Genomic DNA, 15,449 nt, shown 5'->3' with positions numbered 1-15,449 from the left:
CAGGTCACCGCCCCGGAAATCGGGGCACGGGCGGAGGTTCTTCGATGGCCAGGACTGTGACGTTGATGGCCGCGGTCGCCACCCCCGTGTGCTCCAAGGCCTGCCGCACCCGTTCCTGCAGGTCGGCAGCCACCCTCACGGCGTTGAACCTGGCATCGGTGGCCACCTCCAGGTCGACGGTGGCCCGGCCGGCGGAGACGGCGGCAAAGACGCCCGTCCGGCTCGTCAGGGAGCCGGGCTCCGGGATGCCGCGCAGCCCGTTGCGGGCCGCCGCGCCGAGCCGCATCAGCAGGCGGCCCAGGCTTGGTTCCAGCCGAAGAACGCCGGGTGTTTCCACGGCGACCCGTGCCGCCAGTTCGGCCACCGTTTTGCTGCCGGCGATCCTGCCGCGAAGGGGCCGGTCAGTCATCGTACAAGTCCTCCACGGTCAGGTGGACAGTGTGTGGAATGATCCCCACGGAGGCAGCCACGGCGCTGCGGATGTTCCGGCGCAGGAAGTCCATTGCCCGGCAGATGTCCACGCCGGGTGCCACCGCGGTGCGCAGATGGATTCGCAGTCCGGCGGCGGCATCGGGGGTCAGATCTATGCGGCAGCGGCGTGCCCGGACCCCGCCAACGGTACTGGCAGCATCGCGGACGACGGCGGCGAGTGCGAGTTCGCTGACTTCCACGGTCCCGTCCGCGGTCGCCGCGACCGGAAGCAGCACCCCGCGCCGCACCTGGGCGCAGGCCACGTCAATGATGGCGTCCTTGAGGCCCCGCGGCGGGCGGAAGGCGGGGTGGCTCAGATCGTGGTCACGCAGCGAGACCGTCGCCGTGTACAGCGCTTCCAGGCTGCTCCTGGCCTGTCGGCAATCCGGACACGAGCGGGTATGCAGATCCGGCGGACGCCCGATCTCGTGCCAGACCCGGTTGGCGGTGCGGCCGCAGGCCGGAGCGGGAGAAGGGTTTTCTAGTGCCATTGGATCATTGCCTCCGCCAGTTTCTCCCGGGCCCGCGCCAGCCGCCCGCGCACGGTGACCGGACTGATTCCCAATGCGGCTCCGATCTCCGCATAACTCTGGTCATGGAGTTCGCGGAGCAGCCAGCAGGCCCGCTGCCCCGGCGGAAGCGCCGCCAGGGCACGGGACAGGCACTCGAACTCCGCAGCGATCTCCGCATTCCGGTGCGGGTCGCCGGACTGTACTGCAAGAGCCGGCCACAGACCGGCTGAATCCATGCTGTCCTCGGGGTGGGCGCTGCGGCGGCGCAGAACGTCGAGGCAGCGGTTGGTGGCCGTCCGGTACACCCAGCCGCCGAAGGCGCCCGACCGGTCCAACCCGGGAAGGGCCCGCCAGCCGGCGGTCAACGTGTCCTGCACGACGTCCTCGGCTTCGCCCCGGTCATTGAGCATCCGGTAGGCCAGCCGGAACAGCCGACCCTGGTAAGTCTCCACCAGGTGTTCAAAGGCAGCAAGGTCCCCGTCCTGGGCGCGAGCCACGATGGTGGCCTCATCCAGGCCGCTCAGCGTGCCGGGCTTGCCGGAAAATGCCGGACGGCGGGACTGCGTGTAGGTGCCGGACTCTTCCGGTGATTCAGCCGTGGCCATGAGCACCCCTGTCCGGTCCGGCGACCGCCGGACCGGTTTCAATATCGCAGACGCTCCGGTTCCGCGGAACACTCACAGGCCATGCACGGCCGGAGAATAAGAAGTTTGTGGTGCGGCGTGACGATTGCCCGCCATCAGCGTCATTAATGCCGTACGCGATCCCTTCACGCGGCCCCGCGGGGTCCACTTCCGAGCAGGAGATGAGTTACATGGCAGATGCCCAACAACCTTCAGGACCATCCGCCGGTCCGGCGCCCACGGGGCACAGCACCGCAGGCTCCCCGGGCGGAACCACCGGGAGCGTGGCCGCAAGCACGGCTACCAGCTCCAGTGACACGGAGCCGGTGCGGAAGTCGGGTCCGCTGCACACGCAGCACGGCGACACCACCATCGAGGAGACCGTGGTGCAGAAGCTGGCGGGCATGGCCACCCGGGAGGTGCCGGGGGTGTTTGCGATGGGCAACGCCGCGCGGCGGGCCTTCAGCTCGATGACCGAGCGGATCCCGGGATCCCAAACCAACGTCAGCAACGGCGTCAGTGTGGAGAAGGGGGAGCGGCAGGCTGCGATCGACGTGAGCATCGTGGTCGAATACGGCTACTCCATCGTGGAGGTCAGCCAGGGCATCCGCCGCAACGTCATCCGGTCGGTGGAAAACGCCACCGGGTTGGAAGTGCTGGAGGTCAACGTGAACGTCACTGACGTTCACCTGCCGGACGACGACGCGGGCGACGACGAGGATTCAAGCCCGAAGCCCTCGGACCGGTTGGAATAGGGCCTTTTTGAGATAGAGCAATGTGCCGGCCCGGTCTTTGAAACGGCGGCGGCAACCTACTGAAGGAGGACTTCATGTCCGCAACAAAATGGTGCTTGGCGGTAGGCCTGATCCTGGGAATCGTATTGGCTTTCGGGGGGTGGTACGCCCTCCTGCTGGCTGTGCTTTTCGGTCTGGTTGGACTGCTGGTGGGGATGGCAGCCGACGGCAAACTTGACCTTCAGTCCATGTTCGGCAGAGCGTCGAGCAGATGAGCGCACCCGGAATCCAGGGCGCCGGTCCACCGGCGGGGCGCCAGCCGTGGCCGGAGATCGGAGCCCGGGGCACCACCGTGCTCTCCCGGAAGGTAGTCGAAAAAATGGCCGGACAGATTGCGAAGGATGAAACCTTCGCGGGCGGCAGCAGCGGAGGGTTCCTGGGAATCGGGGCACGGGCGGATGTTTCAGCCCGGCCGCGGGCCGACGTCGAGCTGGCGGGAAACCTCGCCTCGATGAAGGTGGAGGTGGGCCTGCCCTATCCGGTGCCGCTCCGGCGGGCCGCGGATCAGCTGCGGGACCGGATTTCCGGCCGGCTCACGGAGCTGACCGGTGTGGAGGTGCGCCAGGTCGACGTCACCGTTTCGTGGCTTTGGCCCGATGCGCCGGCTGACGGCCGGCGGAGGCTGCAGTGAACGGCGGCCCGCCCGTCACGCTGCGTCCCCGGCCGAGCCGTGCCGTGCCGGCCATCATCTGCGGCCTGGTCCTGCTGGCCGTCGGGGTCCTGCTGATCTGGGCGGCGATAGCACGGCTGGCCCAGGGCCAATGGCCGCCATTCTTCACTGCCGTGTCCGACTGGCTTGCCTCCCTGAGCTGGAACAGCGTCGGAGCCTGGGTGGCTGGCATTCTCCTGGCCGTTGTGGGCCTGGCGCTGCTGCTCGCCGTGTTTATCCCGGGACGCTTCCATTCGCTGCGCCTGCATTTGGAGCCCCAGCGGGAAGTTGTGGGACGGAGCCAGGCCGTCATGTCACGGCGAGCCGCTGCCCGGCTGGCAGCGGCAACCTGCGAGCACATTGACGGCGTGTCCTCGGCGACCGCGACGGCGACGGACCGGGAGGTCCGGGTGACAGTGAACACCGCGCTGCGGGACACTGCGGACCTGCAGCATTGGGTCGCTGACGGCGTTCGGTCCCGCCTGCAGGCGGCAGGCCTGGATCCGGTTCCGGCCATCACCGTCATCATCCGGTCCGGCAACTGACACGACCGGGTGCCCCGACGTGAAGACGGAGCAGGGACGGACAAAGCGCAAGATCGGCAGCAGCTTCGAAAGAGATAGGGAAACATCATGCGGCAGCACCCCGGCAAGGCCAACCGTGTTTGGCTGACCATCCTTGGCCTGCTGTGTCTCGCAGCGGGCATCTGGGTCCTGCTGCTGGCCACCGGCGTGGTGGGCCCTGCGGCAGGGCCGGTCCTCAGCGGCCCCCCGGAGGCAGTCACCGGTCCGGACTACGCTCCCGTCGTCGCTCTGATCGCCGGACTGCTGCTGGGCCTGCTGGGCCTGTGGTGGATGCTGGCCCAGATTCCCCGGCGGCTCGCCGCCGGCCCATTCCGGCTGCAGGAGGATGCCGCGCGCGGCATCACGGTGTGCGATCCCTCCGTGCTGGCGGGAGCTGTCCAGTATGAAACGGACCAGATACCCGGGGTGGTGGGTTCCACTGCGCTGCTGCGCGGAACCGTCGACCACCCCGATCTGACCCTGAAGGTGACGGTCAACGCCCGCGCCGACATTGGGGAGGTCCTCAACCGGATCCAGGGAACAGTTGTTCCGAACCTCGCCTCTGCCCTCGAAACGCCGCTGCACAGCTTGGGGATCCACCTGGAGGCCAGCAACAAGACGGCGTTGTCCGGCAACACTGTCAGCTCAACGGGAACCGTGGTTTATTAGGCCCATGCCACATGAATCCCCGGCCGAGCGGGACGCGGACTCTCCGGTCCTCGCCGCGGCCGTCCTGCCGCTGTGCGTCGCCTGCGGAACGCAGTACGGCGCTGCGCGTTCGGACTGTCCCATCTGCGACGACGAACGCCAGTACGTGCCGCTGACCGGCCAGGCCTGGACCACGCTCGCCAGACTGCGCGGTCCGTCGCACCGCGGCAGCATCCATGCCCAGGGGCCGGGGGTGCTGGGCATCGGCTGCGAACCGGCCTTCGCCATCGGGCAGCGGGCGCTGCTGGTCAAGGCGGCGGGCGGAAATGTTCTTTGGGACTGCCAGGCGTATCTGGATGATGAACTCGCGGCCCTGATCCGTGCCGAGGGCGGGATCAGCGCCATAGCCATCAGCCATCCGCACTTCTATACAACGATGGTGGAATGGGCTCGTGAATTCAGCGTGCCGGTCTACCTGCACGCCGCCGACCGGTCTTGGGTCGGCCGCCCCGATCCGGTCCTGGAGTTCTGGGACGGCGATGACCGCAGCCTGGGCGAGGACCTGACCCTGTACCGGGCGGGGATCCATTTCCCGGGCGGGACGGTGCTGCACTGGTCCGGGGACCCCGACGGCGGCGGCGCCCTCTTCAGCGGTGACATCATCAATGTCATCCCCGACCGCACGCACGTGTCTTTCCTCTACAGCTACCCGAACCAGATACCGGAGCGTCCCCAAGTTGTTCAGGAAGCTGCGGCCCGGCTGGCACCGCTGCGCTACGAGCGCCTCTACGGCGGCTGGTGGGACCGGGTGATCCCGCACGGCGCCGACCGCATCGTGCAGGAGTCCGCCCGCCGTTATCTCGATTTCACCCGCGGCTAGCTGAGGCGGGTACCTGCCCGTTCCGCCGCGACCATGGCCTTGTGTTCGGCCACCCGTGCCTGATGGAGCGGCGTCCGGCGCAGGAAAGCGTAGACCACGCCCAGAAGGGCGAACCAGATCGGAGTGACCAGCAGCGCCTGCAGGGTGTCAGCCTTGGTGGTCAGCGCCCACAGCAGGAAGCCGAAAAAGGCCAGCACCACATAAACCATCACCACGCCGCCGGGCATCTTGAAAATGGATGCCTCGTGCAGCTGCGGCCGGCGGCGGCGGTACACCAGGTAGCTCACCAGGATGATCGTCCACACGAACATGAAGCACAGTGCCGAAATGGTGCTGACCAGCGTGAACGCCGCGCTGACCGACTCGCCGGCGTAAAGAAGCACCACTCCGGCCAGCAGGAAGGTGCAGGAGAAGAACAGGGCGTTCTGCGGCACCTTGCGCCGCGACAGGCGGCCGAACGCCCCGGGGGCGTCGCCGTCGTGCGCCAAACCGAAAACCATGCGCGAGGTGGAATATATCCCCGAGTTTGCTGACGATGCAGCTGAGGTAAGGACCACGAAGTTCACGACGGCGGCTGCCGCACCCAGGCCGGCGAGGGTGAACATGCCCACGAAGGGGCTCTCGTCAGCGCTGAACCTGTCCCAGGGAACCACCGAAATCAGCACCACCAGGGCACCTACATAGAAGAGCATGATGCGCAGTGGAATCGAGTTGATGGCCCGCGGAAGGTTCTTTTCCGGATCCTTCGTTTCAGCCGCCGCCGTTCCCACCAGTTCAATGCCCACGAACGCGAACACCGCAATCTGGAATCCGGCCACGAAGCCCATGGGGCCGGTGGGGAACAGGCCGCCGTGCTCCCAAAGGTTGTTGAAGCCGGCGACGTTGTTGTCACCGGACTCGAAGCGGGTAAAAATCAGGACCAGGCCCACCACGATAAGGGTGACAATGGCCAGGATCTTGACCAGGGCGAACCAGAATTCGGCCTCGCCGAACGCCTTGACGCTGGGCAGGTTGAGGGCCAGCAGCACCAGGATGCAGGCCAACGCCGGGATCCACAGCGGAGCGTCGGCCCACCAGAACGTGACGTAGTGGGAGATCGCCACCACATCCGCGATCCCGGTGACCACCCAGCAGAACCAATAGGTCCAGCCGGTGAAAAAGCCGGCCCAGGGTCCCAGCAGATCCGCGGAGAAGTCGCTGAAGGACTTGTACTTGAGGTTGGAGAGCAGCAGTTCACCCATGGCCCGCATGACGAAGAACAGCATGAAGCCGATGGTCATGTAGACGAAGATCACTGACGGTCCCGCCGCCGAGATGGTCTTTCCCGACCCCATGAACAGGCCGGTCCCGATGGCACCGCCGATCGCCAGGAGCTGGATGTGGCGGTTGGAGAGGGAGCGGGAGAGTTCCGGCTCGGCGGAACTTTGTCCTCCGGCGGATGTGTCCACGGGGGCAGTGGCGGGGGAAGGCGCCGGGGACGGCGCGGGGGAAGGTGCGGGGGAGGGGCTGGACAAGCGGTCGGGCATTGGGCTCTTTCTCAATAGGCACCAGCCGGCGCATGTGACGCCGCACGCACACGGACCGGCGCCCTGCGTGAGGCCGCCTGAGGCTGTTGGCGCCACCGCCGACAATCAAGTTTGGAAGCCCGGCGCGGAGGATGTCAATTTGGCGGTTTTCGCGGCCCGCCGCGGCCGCGGGCAGGGGCGGACGATCGTCAAAGAGGAAGCGGCGGCCGTCACTCTCTTGTTGGGACTCGTGCCGGAGGGTATGGTCACTGGTGGAAATACACAAGTGAATATGCCTTTATCAGCCGTGGCGGGAGAGTCCCGCAGCCTGCAGCCGTAAAACTGCAGCCGTAAAACCGAAGCCGTATCAGTACGGCTTCGGCGGGCGCCGTAGGAGCAAACCCTCCCCGGGAATCTCTCAGGCCCCTGTACCGCCACAGCGAGGCAACTCTGGAAAGCAGCTCCGCGCCTTGGCGCGGAACTCACCGACGGTGCAAGCGGGGCCACCCCCGCGGAATCTCTCAGGTCCCCTACAGAGCGGGGAGGACTCAACAATCGTTGGCGTACCCCCGTCTGCCTTTCCTGGAGCCCCTCATGACTGCTGATCTGTCCACTGCTTCAACCCCCATCGCCGCACGTGCCGCTGCAGCGGGTTCGGTTTCCGCAGCGGTGTTTGTTGACCGCCATATTGGCGCCCGTGCCGGTTCGGCCGCTGAGATGCTTAAGGCAGTGGGGTTCGATTCCCTGGATGCTCTGGCTGACATGGCAGTGCCCGCCGCCATCCGGCAGGGGAGCCCCCTGATTCTCGATCCGGCCCGCTCTGAAGAAGAAACCCTGGCGCAGCTCCGCGCCATCGCCGGCAAAAACCGGACAGCCGTGCAAATGATCGGCCAGGGCTACTACGGCACGCACACCCCGCCGGTGATCCTGCGCAACGTCGTGGAGGATCCTGCCTGGTACACCGCTTACACGCCGTACCAGCCCGAAATTTCCCAAGGCCGCCTCGAAGCCCTGCTGAACTTCCAGACGATGGTCCAGGACCTCACCGCCCTGCCCATCGCCAACGCCTCCCTGCTCGATGAAGCCACAGCGGTGGCCGAAGCGGTGCTGCTGATGCGCCGCTCGAACAAGGGCAAGTCAGACGGCACCATTGTCCTCGATGCCGAGACGCTGCCGCAGACCATCGCCGTGGTGAAGGGCCGGGCCAAGGCGCTGGGCTTCGAGGTGATCGTCGCCGACCTGGCCCGCGGCCTGCCCGACGGCGAGATCACCGGCGTCGTGCTGCAGCAGCCCGGCGTTTCCGGCGTCGTCCGTGACCTCGCCCCCGTCATCGCCGAGGCGAAGGACCGCGGCGCGCTGGTCACCGTGGCCGCTGACCTGCTGGCGCTGACCCTGATCACGCCTCCCGGCGAGCAGGGCGCCGACATCGCTGTCGGCTCGGTCCAGCGCTTCGGCGTGCCGCTGTTCTTCGGCGGCCCGCACGCCGCCTATATGGCAGTGCGCAAAGGCCTGGAGCGTTCGCTGCCCGGCCGTCTGGTGGGCGTCTCCAAGGACTCCGCCGGCACCCCCGCCTACCGGCTGGCGCTGCAGACTCGCGAACAGCACATCCGCCGCGAGAAGGCCACCTCCAACATCTGCACCGCGCAGGCGCTGCTGGCGATCGTGGCCTCCATGTACGCCGTCTATCACGGGCCGCAGGGCCTGACCGCGATTGCCCGCCGCGCCCACGACTCCGCCCGGTCGCTGGCCGCCGCGCTGCAGGGCGCCGGAATCGAGCTGCTCCACGGTAGCTTCTTCGACACAGTCACCGCCCGCGTTCCCGGCAAGGCCGCCGCGGTCATGGCGGCCGCCGAGGCCCGCGGCATCAACCTGCGGCACATCGACGCCGACACCGTGGGCATCTCCTGCGACGAAACCACCACACCCGCCGTGCTGGCCGACGTCGCCGCCGCCTTCGGCATCCCGGCCGACGGCGTGGCCGCCGCCGCGTCGGCCCCGGCTGGCTTTGAACTGGACGGGCAGCTGCTGCGCACCTCGGAGTTCATGACCCATCCGGTGTTCCACACGCACCGCTCCGAAACCCAGATGCTGCGCTACCTGCGCCGCCTCTCGGACCGCGACCTGGCCCTGGACCGCACCATGATCCCGCTGGGCTCCTGCACCATGAAGCTCAACGCCACCGCGGAAATGCAGGCCATGACCTGGCCGGAGTTCGCATCCATCCACCCGTTCGCCCCGGACTCCCAGACCGAGGGCTGGCGCGAACTGATCGCGGACCTGGAAGCCAAGCTCGCCGTCATCACCGGCTACGACCGGGTGTCCATCCAGCCCAACGCCGGGTCGCAGGGCGAGCTGGCGGGCCTACTCGCCATCCGCGGCTACCACTCCTCCCGCGGCGAAACGCAGCGCACGGTCTGCCTGATCCCGGCCTCCGCGCACGGCACCAACGCCGCCTCCGCCGTCCTGGCCGGCATGAAGGTGGTGGTCGTGGCCACGGCCGACGACGGCGCCATTGACCACGCCGACCTGCGCGCCAAGATCGACGCGCACCGCGAGAACCTCTCCGCGATCATGATCACCTACCCCTCCACCCACGGCGTGTTCGACGACGACGTCCGCGACGTCTGCGACGCCGTGCACGAGGCCGGCGGCCAGGTCTACATTGACGGCGCGAACCTCAACGCGCTTGTCGGGCTGGCCAAGCCGGGTGAGTTCGGCGGCGACGTCTCGCACCTGAACCTGCACAAGACCTTCTGCATTCCGCACGGCGGCGGCGGCCCCGGCGTGGGCCCGGTGGCAGTGAAGTCGCATCTGGCGCCGTTCCTGCCCGGCGACGCCGCCACCTGGACCGAGGGTGAGGACATCCCGGTGTCAGCGTCGCGCTTCGGTTCCGCCGGCGTGCTGCCGATCTCCTGGGCCTACGTGAACCTCATGGGCGGCGAAGGCCTGACCGAAGCCACCAAGAGCGCGCTGCTCTCCGCCAACTATGTGGCCGCCCGGCTCAACGAGTACTTCCCGGTGCTCTACACGGGCAAGGGCGGGCTGGTGGCGCACGAGTGCATCCTGGACCTGCGCGAGCTCACGGCACGGACCGGCGTCACCGCCGAAGACGTTGCCAAGCGTTTAGTGGACTACGGCTTCCACGCCCCCACACTGTCCTTCCCGGTGGCCGGCACGCTGATGGTGGAACCCACCGAGTCCGAGGACCTGGGCGAGATTGACCGGTTCATCGACGCCATGATCGCCATCCGCGCCGAAATCGACCAGGTCGCCGCCGGGGACTTCTCCCTTGAGTCCAGCCCGCTGCGCAACGCCCCGCACACCGCCGTCGTCGTCGCCGGGAACGAATGGAACCGCGCCTATCCGCGCGAACAGGCTGCCTTCCCGATGAAGAGCCAGCGGATGGACAAGTACTTTCCTCCGGTGGGCCGGATCGACGGCGCTGCCGGCGACCGCAACCTGATCTGCTCCTGCCCGCCCATCGAAGACTTTGAAAACTAGAGAGACACAGGTACGACGATGACTGAGAAATACACGGCGCTCTTTGAAGAGCACAAACGGCTCGGCGCTGCCTTCACCGATTTCGGCGGCTGGCAGATGCCTCTAAAGTACAGCTCCGAGCTGGCCGAACACCGCGCCGTCCGCACGGCCGCCGGCCTCTTTGACCTCTCGCACATGGGCGAAGTCGAGGTTGCCGGCCCGGACGCCGGCGCGTTCCTGGACTACGCCCTGGCCGGCAAGCTCTCCGCCGTCAAGATTGGCCGGGCCAAGTACTCGCTGATCACCAACGACGACGGCGGGATCATCGACGATCTGATCAGTTACCGGCTCGCCGAGGACTCCTACCTGGTGGTGCCCAACGCCGGCAACGCACCGGTGGTGGCCGCCGAACTGGCCGCCCGCGCCGAAGGCTTTGACGTGCGCGTGCACGATGTCTCCGCGGAGACCTCGCTGGTGGCCGTGCAGGGCCCCGAGGCTGAAGTCATCCTGCTGGCCCTGGTGCCCGCCGACCAGCAGGACCTGGTCACGGGCATGAAGTACTACGCCGTCGCCACGGTGGGCATCCGGGCGGGGGAGCGGACACTGGAGCTGCTCGTGGCCCGCACCGGCTACACCGGCGAGGACGGCTTCGAGATCTATGTGCCCAACGACGCCGCGCCGGCCCTGTGGTCAGCGCTGCTGGCCGCCGGGGAGGGGCGGGGCCTGATTCCCGCAGGGCTGGCCTGCCGCGACTCCCTCCGGCTCGAGGCCGGAATGCCGCTCTACGGCAACGAACTGACCCTGGACACGGACCCGTACGCCGCAGGCCTGGGCCCCGTCGTCGCCCTCTCCAAGGAGGGGGACTTTGTGGGCCGTGCCGCGCTCGAGGCCCGCAAGGCCGCCGGTCCTGCCCGCCGCCTGGTCGGGCTGAAGGGTGCCGGCCGACGCTCCGCGCGCTCGCACTATCCGGTCCTCAGGGACGGCACGGCAGTCGGCGAAGTCACCTCCGGCGCTCCGAGCCCCACCCTCGGTTATCCGATCGCCCTCGCCTATGTCGACGCGGCCTGCACCGAGCCCGGAACCACCCTCGACGTCGACCTCCGCGGCAAGCCCGAACAGTTCACGGTTGTGGAACTTCCGTTCTACCGGCGCGAGAAGTAGCACCCCGAGACAGGTCGGCGCGTTCGGGTCAAGGTGACCCAAGCGCGCCGGTCGCGGGGCATTCTGTGTAGCCCGCATCGCCGAGCGAGGAACGAGCGAGGCAGTGAAAGATCCAGGGTTCCCTCTCCGAGCTTGCGAGGAGGAGGGCAGGATCTGGAACGCTAAGGGCGGCAGAATGCCGCGCTTCCAGTGCCCGGACCTAGACTTTGAAGTAACCCGAAGAACCAGCAGACGCACCGAAAGGCACACCATGAGCAAAGTAAACGCAGGACTCCGCTATTCGGCCGAACACGAGTGGGTGGACTCCTCCAGCCCCGTGAAGGTCGGCATTTCCGCCGTTGCCGCCGATGCGCTGGGCGATGTGGTCTACGTGGACCTGCCCGAGGTCGGCACCGTCGTCACCGCCGGCGAGACGTGCGGCGAGGTGGAATCCACCAAGTCCGTTTCGGACCTGTACGCACCGGTCTCCGGCGAGATCATGGAGATCAACCAGGAGGCCATCGACAACCCGGCCCTGCTGAACGAGGATCCGTACGGCGCCGGCTGGCTCTTCACGGTCAACGCCACCTCCGAGGGTGCGCTGCTGACCGCCGAGGAGTACGCAGAGAAGAACGGCGGCGAGCTGTGACCGATTACCTGAACTCGCACCTCGCGCAGATTGATCCGGAGGTGGCGCGGCAGATCGACAACGAGCGCCGCCGCCAGCAGTCCGGCCTGGAAATGATCGCCTCGGAAAACCACACCTCAGTGGCCGTGATGGAATCCCAGGGCTCGGTGCTGACCAACAAGTACGCCGAGGGCTACCCGGGCCGGCGCTACTACGGCGGCTGCGAATACGTGGACGTCATTGAGCAGCTGGCCATTGACCGGGCCAAGGACCTCTTCGGCGCCGGCTTCGCCAACGTGCAGCCGCACTCCGGCGCGCAGGCCAACGCCTCGGTGATGCACGCCCTGATCCGTCCGGGCGACACCATCCTGGGCCTGTCCCTGGCGCACGGCGGACACCTCACGCACGGCATGAAGATCAACTTCTCCGGCCGGCTCTACAACGTGGTGCCGTACAACGTTGCCGAAGACACCCAGCTCATCGACATGGCCGAGGTCGAGCGCCTGGCTCAGGAGCACCAGCCGAAGCTGATTGTCGCCGGCTGGTCCGCCTACGCCCGGCAGCTGGACTTCGCTGAATTCCGCCGCATCGCCGACTCCGTGGGCGCGTACCTGATGGTGGACATGGCGCATTTCGCCGGCCTCGTCGCCGCCGGGCTGCATCCGAGCCCGGTGCCGCACGCCCACGTGGTCACCTCCACCACGCACAAGACCCTGGCCGGACCGCGCGGCGGCATCATCCTCTCCAACGACGCCGACATCGCCAAGAAGATCAACTCAGCTGTCTTCCCGGGCCAGCAGGGCGGCCCGCTGGAGCATGTGATTGCCGGCAAGGCCACCGCGTTCCTGATCGCGGCCACTCCCGAGTTCAAGGAACGCCAGGAGCGCACCCTGGCCGGTGCCCGGATCCTGGCCGAGCGGCTGCTGGCCGACGACGTCACCGCCAAGGGCATCTCCGTGATCTCCGGCGGCACCGACGTGCACCTGGTGCTGGTGGACCTGCGCAACGCCGCCCTCAACGGGCAGGAAGGCGAAGACCGGCTCGCGCAGATCGACATCACCGTCAACCGCAACGCCGTGCCCTTTGATCCGCGCCCGCCGATGGTGACCTCCGGCCTCCGGATCGGAACGCCGGCCCTGGCCACGCGCGGCTTTGGCGAGGACGCGTTCCGCGAGGTGGCGGACATCATTGCGCTGGCGCTCATTGCCGGTGAGGACGATGACCTCTCGCCGCTGAAGGCCCGCGTCTCCGCGCTGGCCGCAGCGCATCCGCTGTACACCGAGGTTGCCGACCTGGCATCCTCACCGGCGCACGTCTAAAGGAACCTGTAAGTGGCTGTTGGCGTTTTTGATCTGTTCTCCGTAGGCATCGGCCCGTCGAGCTCACACACCGTGGGCCCCATGCGTGCCGCTGCCGTGTTTGCGGCGGAGCTGGTCGACGCCGGCGTCCTGGATGCCGTGGCCGGCCTCCGCGTTGACCTCTACGGGTCGCTCGCGGCGACCGGCCGCGGCCACGGCACCATGACCGCTGTGCTGCTGGGGCTGGAAGGCTTCGCCCCGGAAAAGATCCTGCCGGGCGAAGTTGAAGAGCGGCTCGCAGCGATCGAAGCGACACGGAAACTGCAGCTGTGTTCGCAGATCCCCGGTGCCGGCCTCCGCATTCTGGAATACGGCGAAGCGGACATCGTCCTGCACCCCCTCACCGTCCTGCCCCGGCATACCAACGGTATGAAGTTCGCCGCCACGGCGGCCGACGGCGGCGTGCTGCACGAGGCCACGTTCTTCTCAGTGGGCGGCGGGTTCATCGTGCGCGACGGCGAGGAGCGTGCGGCCGCCCTGGAGCTGGAATCCACCAAGGCGCAGCTGCCGCTTCCGTTCCGCACCGCCGCCGGACTGCTGCGGCACTGCACCGACAACGGCCTGAGCATCAGCGGCGTGATGCTCGCCAACGAATTGGCGTCCCGAACCGAGGCGGAGATCCGCGCCGGCCTGCTGCACATCCGCGACGTCATGGAGGAGTGCAAGAATTCAGCCATCCGCCGCACCGGCCTGCTGCCCGGCGGGCTCAAGGTCCGCCGCCGGGCGCCGGCCTGGCATGCCCGGCTGCGCGCAGAGGACCCGGACCGGAATCCCAAGTTTTGGCAGGAATGGGTGAACCTGGTGGCCCTGGCGGTCAACGAGGAAAACGCCTCCGGCGGCCGCGTGGTCACCGCACCCACCAACGGTGCGGCCGGCATCATTCCCGCCGTGATGTTTTATGCCACCCACTACGGCCCGGGCATGGAGAACGCGACGCAGGAGGAGCGGGACGACGTCGTCGTGCGCTTCCTGCTGACCGCCGGCGCCGTTGGCGTGCTTTACAAGGAACAGGCCTCCATCTCCGGCGCGGAGGTGGGCTGCCAAGGCGAGGTGGGGTCGGCGTCGTCGATGGCTGCCGCCGGCTTGGCGGAGATCCTGGGCGGCACTCCGGAGCAGGTGGAGAACGCCGCCGAAATCGCCATGGAACACAATCTGGGGCTGACCTGCGATCCGATCGGCGGGCTGGTGCAGGTACCGTGCATCGAACGCAACGCCATTGGTGCCGCCAAGGCCGTGAATGCCGCCAAGATGGCGCTCTGGGGCGACGGCGACCACCGCGTCTCGCTGGACGAGGTGATCGTGACGATGCGTGAAACCGGCCGCGACATGAGCTCGAAGTACAAGGAAACGGCGCTCGGCGGCCTGGCCGTGAACGTGGTGGAGTGCTAAGCGGGCAGCCGCGGCGGGTTGAGCCCGTGCGGTTCCTTTGATAGACCGTAAGGACGCTGAGTAACCGTACCTGCGGAAGGAACCCATCATGTCCGAACGCGGAAACACCACGCACGGGCGGCGCCTGGACGAGGAAATGAAGCTGGAAACCGACGGCCTGACCCGCAATGCCGTTCCGGACCGAACGCAGGCGTGGCGGCAGCCCGAACCGCTGCCCGATGACACCGATGCGGACGAGGTTTTGTCGGCCATGGAACCGAACGGGGTCTTCGGCAGCGCGGCTCCTTTTATCGGCGGAGCCCCGGGCCCGATCCCCGGACCTCGGCCGATTCCCGGCAATGGCCCGATTCCCGCACCGGGCCAGATCCCCGGCAAGGACGCGTAATGCCCAAAACCGGCAAGGACGGCCACGCCATCGAGGAGGAAATACCCTCCACCCTGCAGCGCTCGGACAGCAAAGCCCAGGACACCTTCGCCAAGACGTTCGACTCCGCTGCGGAGGAGTACGGCGATGAGGAGCGGGCTGCCCGAACCGCCTTCGCCGCCCTGAAGCACACCCATGAAAAGGTGGGCGACCGCTGGGAGGCCAAGGAGGAGTCCGGGCCCTCGGATGCCCGGGCCGAGGGCGGCCGGAATTCCTCCGCTGCAACGGCCGGCGGAGTGGATGCCAATGCCTCCAAGGCTCACCTCTACGACGTGGCCTCGCACCTGGACATCCCCGGGCGTTCGGCCATGAGCAAGGCCGAGCTGGTGGCCGCGATCCGGAAGGCCAACGACAGGGAAACCCGCCGGGCCCGGGAAGGCTAGGG

General features: G+C 67.7%; 17 protein-coding genes and 1 riboswitch. Of the genes, 13 read left to right on the top strand and 4 right to left on the bottom strand.

Annotation, left to right across the window (positions count from 1 at the left end; translation table 11 throughout):
- Positions 1–4: 4 nt before the first annotated feature.
- From QNN99_RS10215 to QNN99_RS10205, 3 genes are read right to left on the bottom strand one after another with little or no spacing between them, the layout of a single operon-like run.
- Positions 5–409 (bottom strand): Asp23/Gls24 family envelope stress response protein, encoded by a 405-nt coding sequence (locus QNN99_RS10215; RefSeq protein WP_229966344.1) that lies wholly within the window; start codon positions 407–409, stop codon positions 5–7.
- Positions 402–962, bottom strand: a complete 561-nt coding sequence (locus QNN99_RS10210; RefSeq protein WP_229966343.1) for a hypothetical protein — start codon at positions 960–962, stop codon at positions 402–404. Before QNN99_RS10210 ends, QNN99_RS10215 begins: the two co-directional genes overlap by 8 nt.
- Positions 953–1,588, bottom strand: a complete 636-nt coding sequence (locus QNN99_RS10205) for an RNA polymerase sigma factor (RefSeq protein ID WP_229966342.1) — start codon at positions 1,586–1,588, stop codon at positions 953–955. Before QNN99_RS10205 ends, QNN99_RS10210 begins: the two co-directional genes overlap by 10 nt.
- 302 nt (positions 1,589–1,890) lie before the next feature.
- Between QNN99_RS10205 and QNN99_RS10200 the strand changes: the two genes are divergently transcribed.
- The 6 genes from QNN99_RS10200 (at position 1,891) to QNN99_RS10175 (ending at position 5,140) form a co-directional block, all read left to right on the top strand.
- Complete coding sequence (locus QNN99_RS10200; protein ID WP_229966341.1) at positions 1,891–2,361, top strand: Asp23/Gls24 family envelope stress response protein; 471 nt, start codon at positions 1,891–1,893, stop codon at positions 2,359–2,361.
- Between the two features lie 74 nt (positions 2,362–2,435).
- Positions 2,436–2,615, top strand: coding sequence for a hypothetical protein (locus QNN99_RS10195; protein ID WP_229966340.1), 180 nt, complete (start codon positions 2,436–2,438; stop codon positions 2,613–2,615).
- Positions 2,612–3,031 carry an Asp23/Gls24 family envelope stress response protein gene (locus QNN99_RS10190; protein ID WP_229966339.1) on the top strand — a complete coding sequence of 140 codons (420 nt, stop codon included), beginning with the start codon at positions 2,612–2,614 and terminating at the stop codon, positions 3,029–3,031. Before QNN99_RS10195 ends, QNN99_RS10190 begins: the two co-directional genes overlap by 4 nt.
- Positions 3,028–3,594: a DUF6286 domain-containing protein gene (locus tag QNN99_RS10185; RefSeq protein WP_229966338.1), complete on the top strand. Its 567-nt coding sequence runs from the start codon at positions 3,028–3,030 to the stop codon at positions 3,592–3,594. Before QNN99_RS10190 ends, QNN99_RS10185 begins: the two co-directional genes overlap by 4 nt.
- An 87-nt stretch (positions 3,595–3,681) precedes the next feature.
- Complete coding sequence (locus QNN99_RS10180; RefSeq protein ID WP_229966337.1) at positions 3,682–4,281, top strand: Asp23/Gls24 family envelope stress response protein; 600 nt, start codon at positions 3,682–3,684, stop codon at positions 4,279–4,281.
- Between the two features lie 4 nt (positions 4,282–4,285).
- Entirely contained in the window at positions 4,286–5,140 is an 855-nt protein-coding gene (locus tag QNN99_RS10175) for an MBL fold metallo-hydrolase (RefSeq protein ID WP_229966336.1), read from the top strand.
- On the opposite strand, the gene cycA is transcribed toward QNN99_RS10175, so the two are convergent.
- On the bottom strand, positions 5,137–6,666 hold the full coding sequence (cycA, locus tag QNN99_RS10170; RefSeq protein ID WP_229966335.1) for a D-serine/D-alanine/glycine transporter: 1,530 nt from the start codon (positions 6,664–6,666) through the stop codon (positions 5,137–5,139). The two genes, QNN99_RS10175 and cycA, sit on opposite strands and share 4 nt — an antisense overlap.
- Positions 6,667–6,946: 280 nt before the next feature.
- Positions 6,947–7,089, top strand: a riboswitch (glycine riboswitch).
- 150 nt (positions 7,090–7,239) lie between these two features.
- Between cycA and gcvP the strand changes: the two genes are divergently transcribed.
- The 7 genes from gcvP to QNN99_RS10135 all read left to right on the top strand — a co-directional run bounded on the left by gcvP (position 7,240) and on the right by QNN99_RS10135 (position 15,447).
- Positions 7,240–10,146 (top strand): aminomethyl-transferring glycine dehydrogenase, encoded by a 2,907-nt coding sequence (gene gcvP, locus QNN99_RS10165; RefSeq protein ID WP_229966334.1) that lies wholly within the window; start codon positions 7,240–7,242, stop codon positions 10,144–10,146.
- Between the two features lie 18 nt (positions 10,147–10,164).
- Entirely contained in the window at positions 10,165–11,286 is a 1,122-nt protein-coding gene (gcvT, locus tag QNN99_RS10160; protein ID WP_229966333.1) for a glycine cleavage system aminomethyltransferase GcvT, read from the top strand.
- Between the two features lie 250 nt (positions 11,287–11,536).
- On the top strand, positions 11,537–11,914 hold the full coding sequence (gene gcvH / locus QNN99_RS10155; protein WP_229966332.1) for a glycine cleavage system protein GcvH: 378 nt from the start codon (positions 11,537–11,539) through the stop codon (positions 11,912–11,914).
- Entirely contained in the window at positions 11,911–13,212 is a 1,302-nt protein-coding gene (glyA, locus tag QNN99_RS10150; RefSeq protein ID WP_284015824.1) for a serine hydroxymethyltransferase, read from the top strand. The genes gcvH and glyA overlap by 4 nt, the downstream gene beginning before the upstream one ends.
- A 12-nt stretch (positions 13,213–13,224) precedes the next feature.
- Entirely contained in the window at positions 13,225–14,640 is a 1,416-nt protein-coding gene (locus QNN99_RS10145) for an L-serine ammonia-lyase (RefSeq protein ID WP_229966331.1), read from the top strand.
- Between the two features lie 88 nt (positions 14,641–14,728).
- Positions 14,729–15,025 (top strand): hypothetical protein, encoded by a 297-nt coding sequence (locus QNN99_RS10140; protein WP_229966330.1) that lies wholly within the window; start codon positions 14,729–14,731, stop codon positions 15,023–15,025.
- On the top strand, positions 15,025–15,447 hold the full coding sequence (locus QNN99_RS10135) for a ChaB family protein (protein ID WP_229966329.1): 423 nt from the start codon (positions 15,025–15,027) through the stop codon (positions 15,445–15,447). Before QNN99_RS10140 ends, QNN99_RS10135 begins: the two co-directional genes overlap by 1 nt.
- Positions 15,448–15,449: the final 2 nt, after the last annotated feature.

Source organism: Arthrobacter sp. zg.Y820, assembly GCF_030125555.1.
Classification (GTDB): Bacteria; Actinomycetota; Actinomycetes; order Actinomycetales; family Micrococcaceae; genus Arthrobacter_B.
Note: the sequence above shows the minus strand (reverse complement) of the source record. Positions and strands in the feature narration are given on the sequence as shown.